General features: G+C 35.8%; 17 protein-coding genes and 1 pseudogene. All 18 read left to right on the forward strand.

Annotation, left to right across the window (positions count from 1 at the left end; all coding sequences use genetic code 11):
* Positions 1 to 9 precede the first annotated feature (9 nt).
* The 18 genes and pseudogenes from ACOAOT_RS05385 to ACOAOT_RS05470 all read left to right on the forward strand — a co-directional run bounded on the left by ACOAOT_RS05385 (position 10) and on the right by ACOAOT_RS05470 (position 23,277).
* Complete coding sequence (locus tag ACOAOT_RS05385; protein WP_420216040.1) at positions 10 to 1,521, forward strand: alpha/beta hydrolase family protein; 1,512 nt, start codon at positions 10 to 12, stop codon at positions 1,519 to 1,521.
* A complete protein-coding gene (locus ACOAOT_RS05390) occupies positions 1,518 to 2,768 on the forward strand; it encodes a glycosyltransferase family 2 protein (RefSeq protein ID WP_420216041.1) in 1,251 nt (416 codons plus the stop codon). Before ACOAOT_RS05385 ends, ACOAOT_RS05390 begins: the two co-directional genes overlap by 4 nt.
* 236 nt (positions 2,769 to 3,004) lie before the next feature.
* A pseudogene (locus tag ACOAOT_RS05395) lies at positions 3,005 to 4,315 on the forward strand (class I adenylate-forming enzyme family protein); the annotation flags it as partial.
* A complete protein-coding gene (locus ACOAOT_RS05400) occupies positions 4,293 to 5,027 on the forward strand; it encodes an SDR family oxidoreductase (protein ID WP_420216042.1) in 735 nt (244 codons plus the stop codon). The pseudogene ACOAOT_RS05395 and the gene ACOAOT_RS05400, both read left to right, overlap by 23 nt.
* 51 nt (positions 5,028 to 5,078) lie before the next feature.
* Positions 5,079 to 5,306 (forward strand): acyl carrier protein, encoded by a 228-nt coding sequence (locus ACOAOT_RS05405; protein ID WP_420216043.1) that lies wholly within the window; start codon positions 5,079 to 5,081, stop codon positions 5,304 to 5,306.
* 26 nt (positions 5,307 to 5,332) lie between these two features.
* The gene (locus tag ACOAOT_RS05410) at positions 5,333 to 6,202 is read left to right on the forward strand and encodes a glycosyltransferase family 2 protein (protein ID WP_420216044.1); all 870 of its coding nucleotides are present in this window, start codon (positions 5,333 to 5,335) and stop codon (positions 6,200 to 6,202) included.
* A gap of 11 nt (positions 6,203 to 6,213) precedes the next feature.
* The gene (locus ACOAOT_RS05415; protein WP_420216045.1) at positions 6,214 to 6,822 is read left to right on the forward strand and encodes a nucleoside/nucleotide kinase family protein; all 609 of its coding nucleotides are present in this window, start codon (positions 6,214 to 6,216) and stop codon (positions 6,820 to 6,822) included.
* Positions 6,813 to 8,489, forward strand: coding sequence for an ATP-binding cassette domain-containing protein (locus tag ACOAOT_RS05420; protein ID WP_420216046.1), 1,677 nt, complete (start codon positions 6,813 to 6,815; stop codon positions 8,487 to 8,489). Before ACOAOT_RS05415 ends, ACOAOT_RS05420 begins: the two co-directional genes overlap by 10 nt.
* Entirely contained in the window at positions 8,479 to 10,119 is a 1,641-nt protein-coding gene (locus tag ACOAOT_RS05425; RefSeq protein ID WP_420216047.1) for an ATP-binding cassette domain-containing protein, read from the forward strand. The genes ACOAOT_RS05420 and ACOAOT_RS05425 overlap by 11 nt, the downstream gene beginning before the upstream one ends.
* Before the next feature lie 125 nt (positions 10,120 to 10,244).
* Complete coding sequence (locus tag ACOAOT_RS05430) at positions 10,245 to 10,802, forward strand: hypothetical protein (RefSeq protein ID WP_420216048.1); 558 nt, start codon at positions 10,245 to 10,247, stop codon at positions 10,800 to 10,802.
* A 16-nt stretch (positions 10,803 to 10,818) separates the two neighbouring features.
* Positions 10,819 to 11,475 carry a hypothetical protein gene (locus ACOAOT_RS05435; protein ID WP_420216049.1) on the forward strand — a complete coding sequence of 219 codons (657 nt, stop codon included), beginning with the start codon at positions 10,819 to 10,821 and terminating at the stop codon, positions 11,473 to 11,475.
* Positions 11,465 to 12,289, forward strand: a complete 825-nt coding sequence (locus tag ACOAOT_RS05440; RefSeq protein ID WP_420216050.1) for a Cof-type HAD-IIB family hydrolase — start codon at positions 11,465 to 11,467, stop codon at positions 12,287 to 12,289. Before ACOAOT_RS05435 ends, ACOAOT_RS05440 begins: the two co-directional genes overlap by 11 nt.
* 12 nt (positions 12,290 to 12,301) lie before the next feature.
* The gene (locus tag ACOAOT_RS05445) at positions 12,302 to 13,894 is read left to right on the forward strand and encodes a nucleotidyltransferase family protein (protein WP_420216051.1); all 1,593 of its coding nucleotides are present in this window, start codon (positions 12,302 to 12,304) and stop codon (positions 13,892 to 13,894) included.
* 154 nt (positions 13,895 to 14,048) lie between these two features.
* A complete protein-coding gene (locus ACOAOT_RS05450) occupies positions 14,049 to 14,855 on the forward strand; it encodes an MBL fold metallo-hydrolase (protein WP_420216052.1) in 807 nt (268 codons plus the stop codon).
* Positions 14,856 to 15,606: 751 nt separating this feature from the next.
* Complete coding sequence (locus ACOAOT_RS05455) at positions 15,607 to 17,697, forward strand: sialate O-acetylesterase (protein WP_420216054.1); 2,091 nt, start codon at positions 15,607 to 15,609, stop codon at positions 17,695 to 17,697.
* 115 nt (positions 17,698 to 17,812) lie between these two features.
* Positions 17,813 to 20,467, forward strand: coding sequence for a carbohydrate-binding protein (locus ACOAOT_RS05460; RefSeq protein ID WP_420216055.1), 2,655 nt, complete (start codon positions 17,813 to 17,815; stop codon positions 20,465 to 20,467).
* Between the two features lie 71 nt (positions 20,468 to 20,538).
* The gene (locus ACOAOT_RS05465) at positions 20,539 to 21,489 is read left to right on the forward strand and encodes an alpha/beta hydrolase (protein ID WP_420216056.1); all 951 of its coding nucleotides are present in this window, start codon (positions 20,539 to 20,541) and stop codon (positions 21,487 to 21,489) included.
* A 21-nt stretch (positions 21,490 to 21,510) separates the two neighbouring features.
* On the forward strand, positions 21,511 to 23,277 hold the full coding sequence (locus tag ACOAOT_RS05470) for a glycoside hydrolase family 43 protein (RefSeq protein ID WP_420216057.1): 1,767 nt from the start codon (positions 21,511 to 21,513) through the stop codon (positions 23,275 to 23,277).
* The last annotated feature ends 4 nt before the right edge of the window (positions 23,278 to 23,281 follow it).

Genomic DNA, 23,281 nt, shown 5'->3' on the forward strand with positions numbered 1-23,281 from the left:
TAAACGAATATGACTGATCTAATTGAAAAAGAGAACTATGAAATTTTAATTCCTGTTATGTATTGTAATAACAAAATTAACTGTGTGCTACATACTAATTTCAACTATAAGAATGATATGCTGTATATCTTAGTTCCAGGTTTATTAGGAGACAGGACAGATTCACGTCATATGTTTGTTCGTCTTTCAAGAGCTTTGGCTCATAATAATTGTAGCATTCTGAGATTTGATTATTTGGGTGGCGGTAGCAGTGAAGGCGATTACACAAAAAATGATTTCCAGGTTATGATGGATACCTTGAAATTTATAATTGAGGATGTAATGCATAAATTCCCTTGGTTTAAGAAAATTGGGCTTATTGCTTTTAGTGAAGCAGGTAAGATTTGTGTCAAGCTTTCCAATAAAATGGACTGCATTAAATTTATAGGATTTTGTAACGCAATTCTTGTGGAAGAAGAGAACCAAAATGCAATAACCAGACCTAAACTGATTAATAATCAGCTAGTTTATGATAGTAATTTTGGTACATGGGTCAGTTGGAATGTGGTCGAACAGTATAAGAGTTGGTTTATATCAGAAAATGATCTGAAAATAGATGTTTGTTATGGTGCGGTGTATTCCGATAGCGATCCATTGACACAAAACTCACTCAAATTTATTGAAGATCAGGGAATTAGAGTTGATAAAATTAAAGGGGCTGATCACCTTTTTACCAGTTATGTCTGGCTCCAAGAAATGATTACATTCTGGACTCATAATTATTTAACAGAAAATACAGACTTTGAAATGGAGGAATTTTTTCTCAGAACCTCTCATGGCAAACAATGCATTAGATATATAGACAAAGGTTCAAAAGATTTGATTGTTTTTGTTCATGGTGTTGGTCAGAATAAATCTGGACCAGGATTTTTATACAATCATATTTCAAACCATATAACTTCACATAATATGCTTTTTTTTGACTTTTATGGTTATGGTGATAGTGACTTCGATCCTCAAGTTTTTAAAAACATCACCCTGGTTGATTATGTAAATCAATTAAGTGATATAGTAACGTATATTGATAAAGTTCACTCGTTTGAAAAACTCACTTTATTAGGCACAGGCATTGGTTGTACGGTTATAGAAGAGTATAGTAAGGCGATCAGAAATAAAGAACTTAACAAAATTTATCTTTTTCCACAATCAAGTCAAATTTGGTACAAGATTGATGATATAGACAAGAAAAGAGAAGAGATAGATACATACTATATTTATGAAAAGTATCCTTGGGCAGAAGAAGAGTTTTACAAGCTTGGAAATGTATCAAATAGAATTCGAGGTATGAAATTACCACTTAAGTTTCTTTATGACTTATATAAAACTAGGATTGAAAGTGAATATCATTCAGGTATTGTCTATATAACAGATAATGAAAACATAAAGATTGAATGTAAGGATTCCTCATGTTTATTAATGTCTGGTAGAGTGAGAGATAATGCAATTTCTAAGATAACTAATATTTTGGAGTGTAATAAATGATGAACTACATATTTTGGTGTCTAATTGTTGTTGTATGTATGAGCGATATGTTTATAGTTATTGGATTAATCTACATGACAGATAAAAGGATTTTCGAATTCACAAATAAGTTACCATCATCCAACACAAATATCTCTGATCAAAAATTATATATAGTAATAGCTTTATTTAATGAAAGTAAATCTATTGAGGAAACAATTCATTATTTTTCGAAATTTCTTTGCGATAATATACGATTAATATTGGTTACGACCGAAAAGGAACGTAGAATTTTTGGGTACAATAAAACATTAGATGTAATTAATAATATGATGAAAGAGACAAGTTGTGAGTATATTAGCGTTGTCAATTATCCTGGTGAAATTGGGAATAAGGGAGCGCAACTAAATTATCTATTATCGCAAATGAAAGATAAATTGTATAATCCAGATAATTATCTTGTTATTTATGATTGTGATTCCCGCCCGGATAAGGAATCTATATTGGAACTATGTAATTTAGTTGGTAAAGGTGTTAACGTAATTCAGCAAAGTACACTTTATACTAAGAATTTTGAGAATGTTTCTGCTTATATGCGAGTGGAAGGGATTTTTGAAACCATAAGGTCCATGGGATACGAGAGATTCAATTATTTTTTATCATGCTTACCGCTTAATAAGATAATGATGCCATATGCATATTGTGTTGGACATGGTATGTGCTTTAAAGGAAAATTTCTTTATGACATTGGAGGATTCCCAGAACCTAATGAAGATGTTCCGCAGGGAATGAAGTTAATGTTATTAAAACAGGGGATTGTTCCTATGGTGAGCAAGGATCACGGAGATGTAGTTAAAAATGTTAAAATGTTATTTTATCAATCGGGGAATTGGATAAAAGCACCTTTACAAGCCTTCAAAGTTTTATCGGAAATAAATCAAGAAAAGATAAAGAAGGTATCTCACTATAGGAAAGTGTTGTTTTATATGAGTGTATTTTTTGATTTTTTATCGTGGATTCAGTATTTATTACTCTTGATTGTCTCGTTAATGCTGCTTATAGGTAGTCACGTTATTGGTACACTTGGTGTTATTATACTTGTTGTTTTTCCAATATTTCAAATTTTATTATGCTGCAAAACATATAAAATTAAGTTAACAAAGAAAATGCTTGCTTTATCACCTCTGAGAAACATTTTTAGAGGCATGGCAATTTTTTCTGCTTTATATCAAAAGTTACGTAGGTCGTACAATGAGATGGGGCGTTAATAAGTAGGTTTATCATATTAAGACATCAAGTAATAAAGGAAGGAAAAGTAAATGTATTAGTTTTTAATACATTATACAGAGGGAAACATGAATATTCTGGAAGTTCTACAAAAAAATCCGAGAGAGAAAGTCGCAGTAGTATATAGAGATAAGGAATATACATATTCGTATATATGTAATACTAGTTACTATATTGCAAAACAGATTCGAAGCTCGATTGAAAAAAAAAAGTTTTACTTATAGCATATAACTCTATTGAGTTTATAGTAAGTTATATAGCAATTATACAATCTGCTAAGAATTTAATATTGGCATCCCCCCAGTTGACAGAATATGAGATTAAAGATTTGGCTCATTATTGTGATGTGGATTGTATCGTAACGGATGACTCGTGTTATAAAATAGCATCAAAGTTAGCGTTTGAACATGCTATATCTGTTTTGAATATAAATGACTATATAAAAGACAATATAACATTTAGTCCTGAGTTTCATTACTATGAGAATGAATGCAATATAATTTTGGGTTCTTCAGGAACGTCAGCCAGTGGTAAAAGAATTGTGTTAACACAGGATGCTATATTAAAAAATGTCAAATTACATGTAGAAAACCTGGAGTTAACCTCAGAAGATATCTTTTTGGTGTATTTGCCAATGTGTTTCGGCTACTGTCATACAACACTATTTTTAAGTTCACTATTTTTAGGTGCTAAGCTGGTAATAGGTAGTTCGAAATTTCTTGCAAAGGATTTTTTTAATCTATGTGAGAAATATAAAGTAACCACTTTTTCAGCAGTACCAACTCACTTGTTACTGCTTCTTGAATACAGAGGTCAAGTTGATCTATCGAAATTATATCTAAAGTATATCTGTTTTGGCGGATCTAAATTGGCGGCTGATAACATTATAAAATTTACAAAAAAATACTCTGGAATTGCGTTATTAGAGACTTATGGAATGACTGAACTTGGCCCACGAGTTACATGTATGGACATCCCTAATATATTAAACAAAGTTGGCTCGGTAGGAAAATCATTGAAGGGAATTGATATAAAGATTGTTGATGAGAACGGAAATACGCTAAAAGAAAACAAAATTGGACGTATATATGTAAAGTCCCCTTCCAGAATGAGTGGATACTATAAAAATGTGGAAGCCACATTAGCGGTATTTAAAGGTTCGTGGTTTTACACAGGAGATGTAGGGTATTTAGATACAGATGGATATCTGTATTTAGTAGGAAGAGAAAAGAATATAATAATATCTGGTGGTATCAATATTTACCCAGAAGAATATGAGCAGATTATCACAACTTATAATCATATTATAGAAGTAAAAGTATATGGTATACCTGATGAGTTTCTTGGTGAAAAGATTGCTGCGGATATTGTCGTAGATGATGAGTTCGATTTGTGTAATTTTAAAGACTTCTGTAATAAAAGATTCAACTTAAACAAATTGAACAATATAAATATTGTGGACAGCATTAGTAAGACGTATACGGGCAAAATAAAGAGGTGGGATAGTGGAGATAGGAGTTCAAGATAAATATATTGCCATCATAGGGGTATCATCTTGTATTGGAAGACGATTGGCAAAAGAGCTTATTCGAAATGGAGCCAGAGTAATAGGAACATATTATCAAAATGAAGTAATGGATACGGAAGAGCTAGGGGAAGCATTCTTACAGACAAAATGTGATATAACTAGTTTGGACGATATTGAAAAACTTATACAATTTATAGACAACCATAAGGTAGTAATTGACGGAGTTGTTAATTGCGTAGGAATCATTTCTGACGATAGAATTGATGAGATGAAAGATACCGATTGGAAAAAAGTAATAGATGTTAATCTGACAGGAAGTTTTTCTTTAATTCAAGCTTTCTCAAATCTAATGAAAGTAAGAAGCAAAGGAAAAATTATATGCTTATCCTCTGTTCTTGGAATATCGGGACGTGAGAATCAGGGAAATTATGCTGCTTCTAAGGCTGGTCTGAATCTCATAGCAAAAACAGCAGCAATGGAGATGGGGAAGTATGGAGTATCTGTTAATATTGTATGTCCTGGATATATTAATACAAATTTAAACAGGAGTAACGAGTATAAAAAAATAGCTGCTCAATCAGAAAGCTATTTACCGATTGATGGAAATTTAGGGGCATTAGTTAATTTTATTGTTTATATGTTGTCTGATTTATTTTTTTCTGTAACAGGTCAGACATTTATAATAGACTCAAGAGTTCAAAGGACGATGTGAGAGGTAATATGAATTATGATGACTAAAAATATTATAAGAGGAGAGATTAGTATGAAAAATATTAATGAATGCGTACAAAAAATTGTGTATCAAGAGATAAAACAGGTAATTTCAGATGATATGAATCTGTTTGAGAATGGACTTGATTCTTTAGGAATATTGCGAGTATTGACGTATATAGAGGAAGAATTAGGAATTGAAATTCCAGATGAAGAGTTAATGAGTGAGAACTTAGATACTATAGATAAACTAGTAAATATAGTAAATAAGTATGTGTAAAATTTATAAAGAAATGGGGAAACGGTATGTTTATCAGTGTTATTATACCTGTTTACGAACAATATAAACAACTTGAATATACGTTATATAAGTTCTCGCAACAGAAAATTATTGACACATTTGAGGTTATAGTAATTGATGATGGCTCACGTAATATAAATTTTGAATTAATTGAAAATATAAAAAAAACAGTAAAAAATATTAATATTAAGTTTATTCTAAATGAAAATAATATGGGAAGAAGTTATACAAGAAATATTGGAATCAAAAACAGTAATGGTGATATTTTGGTTTTTTGCGATGCTGATAGGTATCCTTCAGATACATTTATATATGAACACTCTAGATTAGTAAACAGCACGAAAGATAATGTGGTTAGTATTGGTAGTGTAATGGAAGATCTGACCATAAATCCGTACGCAGATGAGGAAAAAAGATTATTAAGATTGGCTTTATACTATAAAGTGATTAGAAATCTCTTTGATGAAAACGGATGTACAAATAGTAATGTTCCTTGGATTTCTACATTATCTGGGAATATGGCAGTCAAAAATAGCAGCAGCCCATATTTGTTTGATGAAGCTTTCAAATTATGGGGATTCGAACATTTTGAATACGGTTACCGTTTACATAAAGCAGGACATAAATTTTTCCTTAATGGAAAGGCAGAGAACTATCACATCGTTCATAAGAGAGATAATAGTTTTTATGCTGATAGTATACAAAAGAGTATGGAAATATTTTTAGAAAGGCATCCGGAGAAAGAAATAGAAGTTTTTGAACAGTTTATAACCGGTAGAATTTCCCTTCAGGAATTTGAAAATACTGTTGGAGAGGAGCCAAATTGGATGAGTGAAAAGCCAAAACCAATATACAATAAAATATTTAATTGTTGAAAGGGAAAGACATGATCATAGCATTTGTTGGAGTAGATGGAGCAGGAAAATCCACAGTAATCGAAGGCGTAAAGGACTGTCTTGAATCACAGAACAAAAAGGTTTTAATATATAAGAGTGCAAATAAGAATACAGAATTTACAAAACTATTATCTTTAATTAAAGAGAACTGTATTCAAAAGGAAAGTATAGTTACGAAAGAACTAAATCAAATCGTAGCGAATATGTTGGCATTTCAAATTTTATGTGATTCTGAGAAGCTGAAGAAACTTGAATCAGAGTATGATTTTATACTCTTAGACCGATGGACATGCTGCCAGAAGATATATGATAAGATATGGTTTGTCTGGAATGGATTCATAGATGAATGCTTGAGTAATTGTTTAGTTCCGGCTCAGACATTTCTTATAACAGCTGAAATTAAAAATATAGAGGAGAGATTAGAAAAACGAAGCCAAATTAAGCCTACTGAAAATATATTGGTACTTAAAAGAGTAAAGAGGCAATATGAAAGATATGCAGAAGAAAAACAATGGAATGTAATAAATAATGATCAGAAAATAAGTGATACAATCGAACATGTAAATCAAATATTGAGAGGGCTTGTTACATGTTACTGAAAAAATTTATTAAACACAATATTGCCTTAATTGTTACACCTATTGTTTTAATCTTTATTATAGCAATATTAGATGTTCAAACATCATTGTATCTAGGTAAATCAATAGATACAATGTCAGATTACCATGTCTTTCTTAGAAAGGTTTTAACCTTGCTGATTATTTTAGCATTAAAGCTTATTTTCGATAAGGTGTGTCTGGATATCTTAGAACAGAGGCTGTCAAATAATCTAATAATTGAAATTAAAAATCAACTGATACATAAAGTAATTTCTGTTAAATACTCTGTAATGATGTCATGGAATCAAAATGACTTATTCCAAATGCTAAGTAAGGACATATATGATATTCAAAAGATTTCAATCAACATGGCTGTACATTTTCTGATTAGTGTAGTAAGTGCAATTATTGCTATTTATGAATTGTTCATGATAAGTAAGACGTTTCCTTTGGTGGTTTGCTGTATATATCTGATTTCCATTATCTCTATCAAACCAATTGGTAAATTGAATAAAAAATACGAAGTGGCAGTACGTAATAGTGAGGAAGAAATAAACAAAAGTTTTTTTCAAACGATTAGGAATATTGTACTTATAAAAATATATGGTAAGGAAGAGAAGGAAATTGAGCAAATCAAAGAGAAAAATGACAAATACAGTTCTAATGTTGTCAACTCTAAGATTACAAATAATTTTTACAGAACACTTGCCAGAGTAATCAATGCTGTTGCACCAGCAACAATTGTTGTTTTAGGTAGCAATGGATATATGAAAGGACAAATCACCATAGGTCAGATTATTACGGCAGTGGGATTGCTTTCAAGTATATGTACACCAATACAGACGTTTGGTAGTTTTGTGGTGCAAATAAAGGGTATGATATTTAAGATAAAACGTATACATACATTTTTATCGGAAGAGGATGAAGTTATTGGTAGCACGATTGAAAATAAGTTTGGTGGAGATATAACAATACGAAATCTAAGCTATAAGGTAAACAATATTGATATATTAAATAATATCTCGTGTAAGGTCAAAGCAGGAGAAAAGACAGCTATCGTAGGAGTAAGTGGAAGCGGTAAAAGTACATTTGCAAATATTATTTCGGGATTAATTGAACCAACCGATGGTGAAATTATAGTAGGAGACACGAAAATGGAAAAAGAGCAAATGACATCAATGCGCTATAGTCTCTCGTATATTCAAGGGAATACATATATTTGTGCAGATACTATAAGGAATAATCTTTTGCTAAGCGGAGCAACAGAAAAGAGTATACAAATTATGTGTAAACTATTTGCTTTTGACAAAGTCACTGAAAAATTAATAAATGGCTATGATACTGTAATAACTCCTCAGGATACTAAATTGTCAGGAGGAGAATGTAAACGCCTTGGTCTTGTTAGAGGAATGGCAATTGATAGAAATTACTATCTTTTGGATGAAGTCACGACTGGATTAGATAAAGAATCTGCCTCTTCTATAGTAGATGATCTAACTCAAAAATTCCCCTTAAAAACTGTAATACTAATAACTCACGACCTTTCTAAGATGAATCAATTCGATAACATAATATTGTTTCATGAAGGAAAAGTAATTGCTACTGGTAAGCACAGTGACATTTACGAAAAATGTAAACAGTACAGGGAGTTATATAATGAAGGATAAAAATGTAAAATACATTGATATTTTTTATAAAAAATTAAAGAAACATTGGTACAAGGTAATACTTTCTATATTATCAGGGTTAGTAAGAAGTATTTTAATGTTATTACCAACTATGATGCTCCAAGAAATCATAAATGGTATATCAGATAATATATCTTTCAATGAGATTTATGCGAGGGGCGTACTGTATGTAGCATTACCGACAATGGTTTTAGTACTTTACATTATTGATACGAGAATGAGTAAATTTGTTTTCGATATTATTAGAGACATCCGTACAGATGGAATTGATAATATGCTGCATCAGCCTGTCTCATGGATGCAAAAAAATTCTGAGCAAGCATTGTATAATAAAATAATTCAGGCAACACAAAAGCTTGCTGACTTTTATTTTTCTACATTAAGTAACTTTATCTGGTACACATCAACCATTGTGGTTGGTTGTTTTTTAATGTTGAAAATTAATGTATTTATATCCGCGATTCTAATTATTATTTCAATCATTCAGTTAACGGTACTGACTATAAGAAAGAAATATACTAAGAAAATAGAAGACAAGTTTAACGATGTTTCTATTCAGTGGAACAGTATTGTTAATGAAACAATAGAAAATAATTCATATATCAAACTTTTAAGTTTATCAAGTAATGTTGAGAATACAAAAGGTATATGGAAAAATGAATTCTTAAAATCTATTTCTATGAGAATTAAAAATGATATATTCTCAAATTCCACAGCATCGGTATGTGAACTGGCAAGAATAGTTCTCCTTTTGATTTTTTCACAGATAGCATTTATGAAGTCAAATATTAAAATTGGTGATATATATGCACTAAATTCCTACATAGCGTGGTTAACACCTGTATTTTTTGGTATGCAAAGGTGGATAATAAGCTATTTCTCAGCTAAAAGTAACCAAGATAGAATTGAGGAGGTATTACTTTTAAAAAGAAAGGTAGAAAAGAAGACTTTAGTTGCGAATGAGATTAAGACACTGGAATTTTCTGATGTGTGCTTTCGATACAGTGATGAAGAAAACTACATTCTAAATCACATTAATTTTAAGCTTAATCAGGATGGAGTACTGTTTATTTTTGGTCCTTCTGGTTGTGGAAAATCAACAATAACTAAATTATTACTTAAGCTGGAGAAGCCAGAATCAGGTAAAATATCAATAAATGATAAATCCATAGATTTATATAATGATGAGTGGTTTTCATCAAATATAATCGGAGCAACTCAAGGAACTGAATTAATTGAAATGTCCTTAAAAGATAATTTGAACTATTCAGGATGTGCTTCCTCTGAAGATGAGATATATAAAGTATTACAATCATTAGATATGCAAGAAAGGGTTCTAAATCTAAAAGAAGGGCTTGATACAATTATTAGTCGAGATGTTGTTATTTTTTCTGATGGTGAGCGAAAACGTCTAGGGATTGCTCGGGTTATGTTATCAGGTGCGAAAATAATGATTTTTGATGAACCAACAGCAGGTCTGGATAATATAACGAAACAGCATGTTATGGCTGCATTAAGAAAGAGAGCAAAGTTTAATATGGCAATTATTATAACTCATGATAAAAGCATATTGGAGGAGAGTGATTCAGTCATATATTTAGGCGCCTAGCTATTAGGTCACATTTAACCGGTATAAAAAAGAAAGGAGAATACGATGTTTTTGATTCCTTAAACATCATATAAGAATATATGGAGATTAGGAGTAATTCACCAAATACTTGTTGGGAAAAAACAATGGACTACCTGTTGGAATACGGGAAAGAAAACATTTTATATCAGCGCGAGTATCTTATGGCAACTAATATTACTTACGTATTAGATCGGGTAGAAGAAGAGAAATTACATGACAAGTATTTAATAAGTGATATGTATAAAAGGTCTTATAGTAATAGTTTTGGAATAAATAATACAGGAATTGAGTTAAAACGTATATATCAATATGGTAAAAGTAAAGTTAATCAGTATGAATTAGCAAAAGAAGCTATACTTTCTAATGACTCATATAGAGTACCTGTTATTATGGTACAGTATCCAGAGGAAGATTATCAGACAAATGGATATCCAAAATGCTTATTAGATATTCACTTCATTAGAGATAATGATAAGATCTCTGCAGTATGTAATTATTTATCATCAAATATGGCCATTTTTAATTTAATAGATATATATTTGCTTCATAATATTCATGCGAAAATGGCAGAAGATACAAATTATAAGATAGGGGAATTAGTAATACATTTTGACAGGGTTTTTATATGGAAACTAGATTTACTAATGTATAGAAGATTATAGAAGGGTGTTGTTCGAAATGGAAAAAAAAGCACTTTTTAATGGTGGATATCATAATCTTGATATTACTAAGAATTATCTGATAGAGACTGCAAAACAGTACACAATATTCATATATAAAAATCTTTATGATAAATTAATAAATGCTGAGTACGAGCTGATATCAAAATTGCATGATCAAAAAAAAATAGTTACAATAGATCTTTATAGAGATGGAGCGGATATTATTTTGGAGGATTTAGCATTAGATATCTATCCTTATATTTATATGCATATCATTGACGAAAAAAAAGTATTAGAAATTAATCCCACCTATAAACAAATACCCGGAACACGTGCTTTAGGAGGAATAAGTAGAAATAGTTATAAAGATATATATGAATTATATGATTACGCGGTTGCTCAGTTTTTAGATGTGGACAAGGTGATTTATATGGATTTTAGATATCAATTAAGTCTTTTTTATAGTACTGTCAATTACTTTTTTGAACTAGTAGACTCTGAAAATAAGGAGTATGAAGATATCTACAATAGAAAATATGATATTCAAGTGAAAAACTATAAAATGAATGAGCCATCTGGAATTAACGAACCAATCATTAGAAAAGTATTGAAAAGCAAAAGGTTTATAGTATCTACTGTTTCTATGTTGAGGAGGGAAATTGATGAGGTATGAATTCTTAGGTCTGGATTTAGATGGCACCATTATTGATGATCAGTTTAACATTAGTTTTGAGATGGAAAGGTTTATACATAAAATAAGAGATACAGTAAATGTATGTATCGTTACAGGTAGATCTGTTTCTGATGCTATGAGGTATTATAGAAAGCTCAAATTAACCACACCAATGATCTGTTACAATGGAGGATATATATGTAATCCAAATAATAACGACACATTATTCTCAAAGCCAATATCAAAATCTGAAAAGTTACTTGACTATTTGTTCAGTGAGTATCTTATAGATAAGATTGATAATATTATTATTTCAAGTGGCTTAAATACCTATTATATTAATACGAATAACACTTATTTATTTGATATGATGATAGATCCAGAACTGCCAAGTATTAGAATTGATACTGATAATTTTAATAAACATATTAATGTACACAGAATATTAGTCTCTGTTAAGCCAGAGTATAAAGATTTAATTGTGAAAAGTATTAAAAACAGAAATAAAAACATACAAATTTTTTCCTGGAGAAATCACGACGAAGTAATAGATATTTCCATAGGAGACGTTGATAAGTGGACTGCCATTACCAAGGTTTGTTCTTTGCTAGAGGTAAACCTGAACAAAGTAATATCGATTGGGGATGGAAAAAATGATATTTCCATGATAAACAATTCTTCAATTGGATTATGTATGAAAAATGCGAATGAAGATGTTCGTAGTAAAGTAAAGGTAATTACGGATTTTGATAACAATAATAATGGTGCATTTCTTTCGTTAAACAAAATTTTTAATATAATAATTGAAGAATGATGGAGAGTAGTTATGAAATTATTTGATAAATTCCTATGTATTATACAGCAGATATTTGAATCAGAGTTATCTTATAATAATGTAGTTGTGGATATTGACGAAGAAGAGATTAAAGAATTAGTCAATATCGCTAAAGACCATAGAATGCTAAATATTTTATATAATGTACTAATTATAAAATTCCCAAATAATAGATATGTTAAATATTTGTATAATAGTAATCAGCAATACTTAAAAGACTCTCTTATGGTTTTACATAAAACAATAGATATGTTAGAGAGTAATGACTATGCCTACTGTATTATTAAGGGAATGCCGTTATCTACTCAGATATACGGGGATCCTCTTATCAGAGATATAGGAGATATTGACATCATTATTAATGCAAATGATTTAAAAAAAATATATACACATATGAAAGATATAGGCTATTATCAAATTGATAATAAAGATTCAGATGATCCTGTTCTATATTATAGTGATGAGTATTTTGAAATTAAATTAGTTGCGGACACTACACAATTGTTACCACATATCGAGCTTAAATGGGGAAGTTCAGCTTTTGCCAAACAAGATATCGCATGGTTTGAGAATATAGAACTTGTCAACATTAATGGAGATCTTGTCAAAACACAAAATAAGACATATGCACTGATTCATATGTTTGCGAACACTTTTACTGATAATGAAGATCGTGTCTTGTCGCAGGGAAATACTATTCGAAATTATTTGGATTTAGCTTATTACCTAGAATATAGTTTTCATGATGATTTTAATCATGTAATAAATGTAGCGAAGAATTTATATTGTAGTAGAAAGATTTATAGTGTATTAAGTAGTCTAAAGCAGTTATTTAGCTTTAATAATTTTGATATAAATTTAGCAGTTAAATTATCAAGAAGTGATGCTTTATCTTATCCTAAAAGAATGCCCGCTTTTTCTTTTAAAGAAGACTTTATGGGTGGATCACGCGTACCTAATAATATAGTTAGAATGAGTTCGGCAATGCGCATAATAGATAAGGACTGCGCTTATTTTGAATATGTAAGAAATCATAAATTGTCTGTGTTTTCAAAATTATGTTTGCTCTATATAAATAGAAAAGTGATGAAGCTGGACGAGATTACAGAATGGATAAAATGTGAAAGTCAAGACAGTGTATTTTATCGGTATTGTAATTATAAAGACTTTATAAAGATAGAATGCGAGGTTAATGCACAAACAAATGATGATATGAAAGAAAAGTATGGCATAAAAATTATTCTGATCAACAGCAATACCTTTATGCCAACATTGTATGATCAGTTTTATCTGCCAATAGATACGAAAGAATTTTCCAGAAAAAGAATAGAAACGTCAGCAGGAAAAGAGTATTCAAATGAATTTATTAATGAACATAATGACTTATTTATTGAACCCATAGTATATGGAAGTGTTAAAAAGAAAAATAATACGTATGTCTATTCATTTGAAATACAAAAAGATAGTGTATTGATTGAACACAGTAAATTACTTTTTGAGTTTAGATTATATAGAATACATCCCAATGGAATTCATACAAATATGGGATATAAGCAAGAAATATTAGAGTTTTCAAGTATATGACAAACCTTACGAGAACTCAAGTCTACTCAATTATTAGATAATTAAATGCTTTTTAGGTTCATTTTACTTCAAATAAAGCTGGCAAAGCACGTTATGAGACCGTTTCAAATTCCGTGTAAGCGTATCAAGCTGATAGGAAAGGAAGTGAATCGAAATGAAAATGAATGAAAAAGGTCAAATGATAGCACCTGCTACCTGTAGGATGACAGCCGAAGATTTTGAAAATAAAGGTGGAACAAGTATATATTGGTTAGGTGGAGGAGGAGCCATGATAAACAGTCAGGGCACAGTCATCATGATTGATCCCGTATTGGAAGGGTTTGATATGCCACTGTTAATTGATATACCGATTTTACCACAAGAAGTACTTAAGGTGGATGCTATTCTGGTTTCCCATTCAGATAGTGATCATTATTCTAGAGCTACCTGTAAGAGCTTGAAATCTGTGTGCAATGCATATCATACAACGCTCTATGTGGCTTCATTAATGAAGGAAGAGTGTGATATTGATGGAAATGGGCATGATATAGCAGACCATATTCATGTGGGCGAGATAGACATAGAACTGACACCAGCAGATCACGCATGGCAGAGATTGTATGAAAGCTATAATTACCGAGTATGGGAAGACAGAGAATGTTGTGGCTTTTATTTGCGTACAAGAGATGCAAAAATCTGGTATGTTGGAGATTCTAGATTAATGGAATGCCAGCTACACATGGATCCACCGGATGTAATACTCTTTGATTTCTCAGATAATTATGTACATATTGGTTTGGAGAATTCATACAAACTAGCCAATACTTATCCGGATGCGAAACTTGTGCTGATTCATTGGGGAACAGTGGATGCACCAAATGAAAAAGCATTTAATGGCAATCCGCAGAATATCTTCGATCATGTAGTCAATCCAAAGCGCGTGATTGTGCTGGCACCAGGACAGGAATTCAAAATTCGTTAAGAAAATAGAAACTTCTAAATTGATTGAAGCTTCTGCAACGTCTCTAATAAGGAGCAGGCTAACTTCCCGCTGATCGTCCGATGGATATTGCTCTGATGGATCATGCAAATTAGATTAATGGATTAAAGCCACAATCTGGACGTTTGTATTTAAGCTGTAACATTTTAATATAGAAGTAAATGAATAGTTGATATGATTAGGATACATCTATAAGAGGTTACCTCCATAAACATTGAACTTTGGTCGGGGATATGTGTGGGGGAGGCTTCTTATAGGTGTATTTTATTACAAGAAAATAATAGACATAGCTGATTGATTGACCGAATGTACAAAATATTTTTAATATTAAATTAGTTTACAAAGCATTTTAATTTTTCTTTTTAATATATGTGAATTCACAATAAAAATAATCCTTTCATTGGGGAGTAGTGAAAAATAGCGCGCTGCACCGCATTTCTTACATGTAATATAAATACCGGATGATTATGGGTTAATATCATGATGTAGAGGAAAAAAACGTCTCTCTCCCCCTTTAAAATATCGGCGGTTTAAAGATAAGTTTATTTTATATTACACAATAAGGTAGTGAAAGGGGGGCTATGAGAACTTAAAGATAAGCAATACGAGTGCAGTGTACTTACTAAAAAGAAGGGAGGTTAAAATACAGACGTAACGATGAAATTAATCTAAAGGTAGGTTTTCTGTTAAATAACAAAATAACAAAACAACAAAAAAGAAAGGAGAAATAAACATGGAATCAAAAAACTTAATGAAAAAAATAAGCAGGAAATTGAGACGAACATTTTCCATAATCGCTGTACTTCTAGCTGTACTTTTCGCAATACCCGTAAGTTCAGTGGCGGCGGAAACGCTCCCAACCTCTCCACCGTCAGGCTATGACCAAGTCAAGAGTAACATACCACACGGTCAGGTCAGCTATATTACATATCAGTCCACGGCGACAAACGGCCAGCGGAGGGCGAGAATTTACCTGCCTCCGGGATATTCAACAAACAACAAATACAGCGTCATGTATTTATTGCATGGCATTGGCGGAAATGAAGACGAGTGGTACAACAACGGCGCACCCAATGTCATCCTTGACAATCTCATTGCTGCCGGTAAAATTCAACCCTTTATCCTTGTATTACCAAACGGAAATGCGACTGGATCTGGAGTAAGGGATGGTTGGGAGAATTTTACAAAAGATTTGATGAATTCTCTTGTACCCTATATCGAATCACACTATTCTGTTTATACTGATGCCCAGCACCGGGCGATTGCCGGCCTTTCACAAGGTGGCGCCCAATCGCTGAATATCGGGTTGCCCAACGTGGATAAGTTCCCTTATATCGGTGGCTTTTCCTCCTCACCCATCACCAAACAGGTTAATCAGCTGTTTCCTGACGGTGGGACTAAGGTTAGGGCGAATTCAAAACTACTGTTTCTCTCATGTGGAACCTCAGATGGACTTATATCCAATAACAATAGGGTAAGAGATTATTGCAAGTCCAATAATATTCGCTACACTGAATGGCTTCTCCCGGGTAAAGGCCATGATTGGAGCGTGTGGAAGCCAAGTCTGTGGAATTTTGCCCAGATGGCGTGCGCAGCAGGATTTACGGATCAGAATACCCCAACCCCTGACCCCATATCGGCCTTTACACAGATTGAAGCAGAAAGTTTCATAAACCAGCAGGGAGTTCAAACCGAAACCTGCACCGAAGGTGGGGAGAATGTAGGGTATATCGAGAATGGGGATTATGTTAGCTACAGCAATATCGATTTTGGAACCGGTGCGGCAGGCTTCCAGGCCAGAGTAGCCAGCGCTACCAGTGGTGGTAATATTGAGATCAGACTGGATAGTATTAACGGCACTTTGATCGGGACTTGTCCGGTTGCAGGAACTGGTGGCTGGCAGACTTGGACTGATGTAACGTGCAATGTCAGCGGGGCAAGCGGAAAACATGACGTTTATCTTAAATTTACAGGCGGAAGCGGATACCTGTTTAACCTCAACTGGTTTAAATTTACGGCGTCATACAGCATGGAAAGCCTGGGAGTTGTAAACGGACAAGGTTTCACCCTTACGTCTGCACAGACACCCGAACCGACAACAACACTAACAGCAAAAGCTGGCAAATTCCACTGCTTTCTGTTATTAGGTCAATCCAATATGGCAGGTTATGCTTTGGCGCAAGCTTCTGATAAAGTGGAAGACCCCCGCGTGCTGGTATTGGGGTACGATAATAATGCTGCACTGGGACGGGTAACCAATAAGTGGGATGTGGCATGTCCACCTCTTCATGCTTCCTGGCTTAATGCTATCGGCCCTGGAGACTGGTTTGGCAAGACCATGATACAGAAAGTCCCGGCTGGTGATACCATCGGATTGATACCCTGCGCGATCAGCGGTGAAAAGATCGAGACATTTATGAAGTCGGGAGGCACTAAATATAACTGGATCATTAACCGTGCAAGAATTGCACAGCAAAATGGAGGCGTCATTGAAGGCATCATTTTCCACCAGGGCGAATCCAACAGCGGTGACCCCAGTTGGCCTGGCAAGGTAAAAACACTGGTGGAGGACCTTAGAAAAGATTTAAACCTGGGGAATGTTCCGTTCCTTCCTGGCGAACTGCTTTACAGCGGTCCTTGTGCAGGTCACAATAAGTTGGTAAACCAACTGCCTTCCCTGATTCCAAATTGCTATGTAGTCTCTGCAAGTGGTCTGGTAGTGGATCCTGGCGATACACAATACCGTCTCCATTTTAGTCATGATTCATCAGTTACCCTGGGTAAGCGATATGCTGATAAAATGATTCAGGCCCTTGGCTGGTGAGTTTGCATGTAAAACCTATGATTTTACCATCTTTAAAAAGTACTTGTTGGGCACCATTTCGAAGTTACCTCATATACTATAAAGATACGTTTTAAAAAATCAGGAGGAAACGGGTATGTTAAAAAAGAAGGCTTCCAAAAGAAGTGTTTTATTAAATCTCTCTTTGATAACTGTATTATGCAGCATATTTACTTTTACTGTCTTTCCCATAGCTGCATCCGCTGCGACTCAGGCAACCTATTATGTTTCGCCGGCAGGAAGCGACAGCAACTCAGGAACGCTAACAGCACCCTTCCAGACAATAGAAAAGGCGCGGGATGCTGTCCGCATGATCAACAGCAATATGACCGGAGATATCTATATTTATTTGCGGGGCGGAAACTACAGTATTACCAGTACCGTTACTTTCGGACCACAGGATTCGGGGACAAACGGATACAGGATCTATTACCAGGCATACCCGGGTGAAACGCCTGTCCTAAACGGTGCAACAAAAGTCACAGGCTGGACTCAGCATAGCGGCAATATTTATAAGGCTGCGCTCAATCGTTCCACCAAATTGAGAAACCTTTATGTGAATGACCAGAGGGCTTCGATGACCAGCAAAACCGTCACTGCCCGCGGAGGGTACGGGACTTATTCCGTCACTGCAGGACAGGCCAGTTGGGCATGGACAAGCGGCAGTAAAAGTGACGGAGTTCAGTATAATGCATCGGATGTACCGGCAATTGCCAGCAACAAAGATGACCTTGAGATCGTAAACGGTACTACCTGGAATGAGAATATAGTTTGTACCAGGGATGTCATTACATCCGGCAGTAACAGAGTGCTTCTTTTGCAGCAGCCTTATGGGGCGATAGCACAGACTCCAGGATGGGGTGCAGCCTTTAGCGCTTCCGGTACCCATACGATATATAATGCCTTTGAATTCTTAAATTCTCCTGGACAATTTTATTTTGACAAAACGACCAAAACGCTTTATTACTATATCCGTCCAGGTGAGAATATGGCCACTGCCGATGTAGAGGCTCCTGTTGTAGAGAAGCTGATCGACATCACAGGGACATCAACGACTAACAGAGTTAAGAATATCACCTTTCAGGGCATTACTTTTGAAAATACGGATTACAGTCTTTTGAATGTTGCAGGCTCACACGGTAAGTCCACATGTCAGGCAGCACAGGCATTTATCGCTTTTTATAACGACAACTGGCACAACACCAAGTATGATCTTGTTGATACATTGCCGGGAATGATCAACGTAAGCAGCAGTGATTCCATCAACTTTATAAGAAATACAGTAAAGCACAGCGGCAACGATGGAATTACCATGGTAAACGATGTTATAAATTCCAGCCTTATGGGCAACTACATCACGGACATCACATCAAGCGGCATCACGGTGGGGCATCCCCAGCATGTTTATATCGGAGACGGTGGAAACCATGCAAAATATGCTCCCGGAGTAGAAGGGGTTTGTAAGAATAACACCATCAACAATAATTTGTTGTACAACATAAGCACGTCACACGGATTTGGGGGATGTGCCGCCATCACGGCTTACTTTGTGGATACCATCAAAATAACCAATAACCATGTTCAATCAACAGCTTACAATGGGATCCATTTAGGATGGGGATGGCGTAATTTCACTGACTCCACTACCTGTAAAAACAACACAGTAAGTAATAACCGGATTATTAATACCTTAACCAGGCTTCATGACAGCGGAGCCATCTATACCATCGGACAGATGCCGGGTACGAACATTAACCAGAACTATGTCAGGGGGATTCCTCCTGCAACCTCCGGTCCGACCTATGGTTTGCATAACGATGAAGGAACTGCCTATATCAATGAAAATGACAACGTACTGGATATTGATCCGGGGGTGAAGTATACCATCAATTGTGAGGATTTTGGAGAAAAACACGATTTAACCATACTGCGGACCTATGCCACTGTAAGTAAAATGGGCGTTAATCCTCCAAACAGTAAAATTGATCCCCCGGTTGTCGTTGGGGATAACGTATGGCCTTTGACACAGTACACCACCTGTTTGAATTCGGGAATCCAGGAAGCATACAGGGATATTATCCCGGCGAACTTACTTTCAACACCGGATTATGTGTTCCCCGCAAGTTGTGCAGCTCCAGCCGGAACTGGCATAAGTATAAGGAGCAGCGGGAATTCTTCAAACACGGTATGGCTTGCACCGGCCGGAACAACCAGTTTTGCCGAGGGATCTGCAATGACGAAAGCGGAAGGAACTGCCACATCAATTACTGCCCCAGTTGCTGCCGGTACGTACCGGTTGTGTGTAGTAAATTCACAAGGTATGAAGATGGGGGAATCGGCGGCACTGCTCCGGGTAAGCGGATCGACTACACAGATTGAAGCGGAGAGTTTCAGCAGCCAGTCGGGTATTCAAACGGAGACCTGCAGCGAAGGCGGACAGAACATTGGGTATATTGAAAATGGAGATTACGCCGTATACAACAATATCGACTTCGGCGCAGGGGCGGCAAACTTCCAGGCCAGAGTAGCCAGCGGCGCCAGTGGAGGGAATATTGAGATCAGGCTGGACAGTCTTACTGGTCCATTAGTAGGAACTTGCTCTATTACCGGGACTGGCGGTTGGCAGACGTGGGCTACCAGAACCTGCAGTATCAGCGGAGCAAGCGGGAAGCATAACGTATACTTGAAATTCACCGGTGGGAGCGGCTACTTATTCAATATAAACTGGTTCCAATTTACCGGAGGGAGATAGTGTACTCTAATCATGTTGCCGTGTATCCCGTTTGGGATACCGGCAATATAGAAAGAAAGGAGAAATAAAAAATGAGACTAAAACCCTTAATGAATGAAATTGTAAGGAAAATAGTACCGGCTTTTTTCACTCTTGCGGTACTTTTAGGGATGCCTGTAGATTCAATGGCGGCACAAGCGCTCCCAACCATGCCCCCGACAGGATATGACCAGGCCAGGAACAACATTCCCCATGGGCAGGTCAACAGTATTACTTATCAATCATCAGCAACAAAAAGCCAGAGGAAGGCGAGAATTTACCTGCCACCAGGATATTCAACAAGAAACAAATACAGCGTCCTGTATTTATTGCACGGTTATGGCGGGAGTGAAGGTGATTGGTTTACAGGCGGAGGCGCAGCCAATGTTGTTTTGGACAACCTTATTGCTGATGGAAAAATCCAGCCATTTATCATTGTGACACCAAATGCTAATACATCGTCAATATCTGATAGTAAGCTTCCGGATGATATACTCAACAGCCTTATCCCATACATCGATTCACACTATTCGGTTTATACTGACCGCCTTCACAGAGCAATTGCCGGTCTTTCGTATGGTGGTCCACAATCATATAATATTGGGTGTACAAATATGAATAAATTCGCCTATGTGGGAGGTTTTTCAGGCGGCGGACCCGTTGCCTATCCCACCAGCAAGCTGTTTCCGGATCCTGCAGCTACCCGTCAGCAGATGAAGCTATTGTTTCTTTGTATTGGAACCAATGATAATTTATCTTACAGTAACGGCATAGCTAATTTTTGTAAGAGCAATAATATCCCCTGCACCTATTATCAAATTCCAGGAAGAGGTCACGATTGGACTGTCTGGAAACCAAGTCTGTGGAATTTTGCACAAATGGCGTGCGCAAAAGGATTTACGGATTATAACATTCCGAAATCGGCATTCACACAGATCGAAGCAGAGAGTTACGATAACCAGTCTGGAATCCAGACGGAAACTAGTAACCAGGGCGGAAATTAACCTAATAATTGGAGGTAATTTATGAAAAAAGTATGTAAAGCTGTAGTTTTCCTGATGGCTATTTCCCTATTTCAATCAACAGAGTGTTATGCAGACAATCCAATGGTACAAACGAATTATACTGCGGATCCTGCTCCGACGGTCTATAACGGGACTTGCTATTTGTATACGACTCATGACGAGGACACCATCGTCAATAATTTTTATACCATGAATGACTGGAGATGCTATTCATCCACCGACATGCAAAACTGGACGGATCATGGATCGCCGTTGTCTTACAACACATTCAGCTGGGCAAAAGGCGATGCATGGGCTGGCCAGGTTATTAACAGGAACGGGAAGTTTTATTTCTACGGTCCCATGACCCGGAATAACGCCGGGGGCGCAAGGGTAATTGGTGTAGCAGTATCAGACAGCCCGACAGGGCCGTTCACCGATCCTCTGGGGAAACCTTTAATCGCCAATAACGGGGCGCAGGATATCGACCCTACCGTATTCATTGACGACAACGGACAGGCGTATCTCTACTGGGGAAACGGTAACCTCTATTATGTGAAGTTGAATCAGGATATGATTTCATATTCAGGCGGTATTGTCCAGGTAACTCCCAAACCAGCAAATTATGTGGAAGGTCCGTGGTTCTACAAGCGTAATAATTTATATTACATGGTATACGCAGGTATGACCGGAGGATCCGAAAATATCTCCTATGCGACCAGTAACAGTCCTACCGGGCCATGGACCTCAAAGGGAACTATTATGGGTTCGCAAAACAGCTATACAAACCATCCGGGAGTAACCGATTATAAAGGAAATTCCTACCTTTTTTACCATACCGGTAATTTACCAGGAGGCGGAAGCTATCATCGTTCTGTTGGCTTGGAGCAATTCAAATACAATGCAGATGGTACAATTCCCAGTATTCCAATTACCAAAAATGGTCCGGGCCAGCTTGGTAATTTAGACCCATATGTTAAAACGGAAGCTGAAACAATTTGCTGGGAATCCGGTGTTAAGACAGAAAAATGCAGTGAAGGCGGAATGGATGTATGTAATATCGAAAACGGGGACTGGATAAAAGTAAAAGGTGTAGATTTTGGTTCCGGTGCGGCATCTTTTGATGCAAGAGTAGCTTCGGCAACGAACGGCGGGAATATTGAACTCCGCCTTGACAGCGAGAACGGGAAACTGGTGGGAACCTGTGCTGTTTCAAATACCGGAGGGTGGCAGAACTGGATAACCAAGTCCTGTAATGTAAGCGGTGCAACAGGAGTACATGATCTATACTTAAAATTTACCGGGGGAAGCGGTTTCTTATTTAACTTCAACTGGTGGAAATTCACCGGCACAGGTGTAACTCCTGGCCAGACATCAGCTTTTTCACAGATTGAAGCGGAAAGCTACAACAACCAGTCTGGAATCCAAACCGAAAGCTGCAGCGAAGGAGGAGAGGATGTGGGGTATATTGAAAACGGTGATTATGCAGTTTACAACAATATCGATTTCGGCAGTGGTGCAGAAAGCTTTCAGGCCAGGGTGGCCAGTTCCACCAGCGGAGGTAATATTGAGATCAGGCTTGATAGTCTTACCGGTCCTTTAGCAGGGACTTGTCCGGTTTCCGGAACCGGAGGCTGGCAGACTTGGGCGGATGCAACGTGCAATGTTAGTGGGGTGAGCGGAAAACATGACTTATACCTGAAATTTACGGGAGGAAGCGGATACTTATTCAACCTGAACTGGTTTAAGTTTACCGGTGGAAGTGTAACCGCCGGAGATCTCAAGTAAGGAG

Source organism: Lacrimispora struthionigena, assembly GCF_048627165.1.
Classification (GTDB): Bacteria; Bacillota; Clostridia; order Lachnospirales; family Lachnospiraceae; genus Lacrimispora.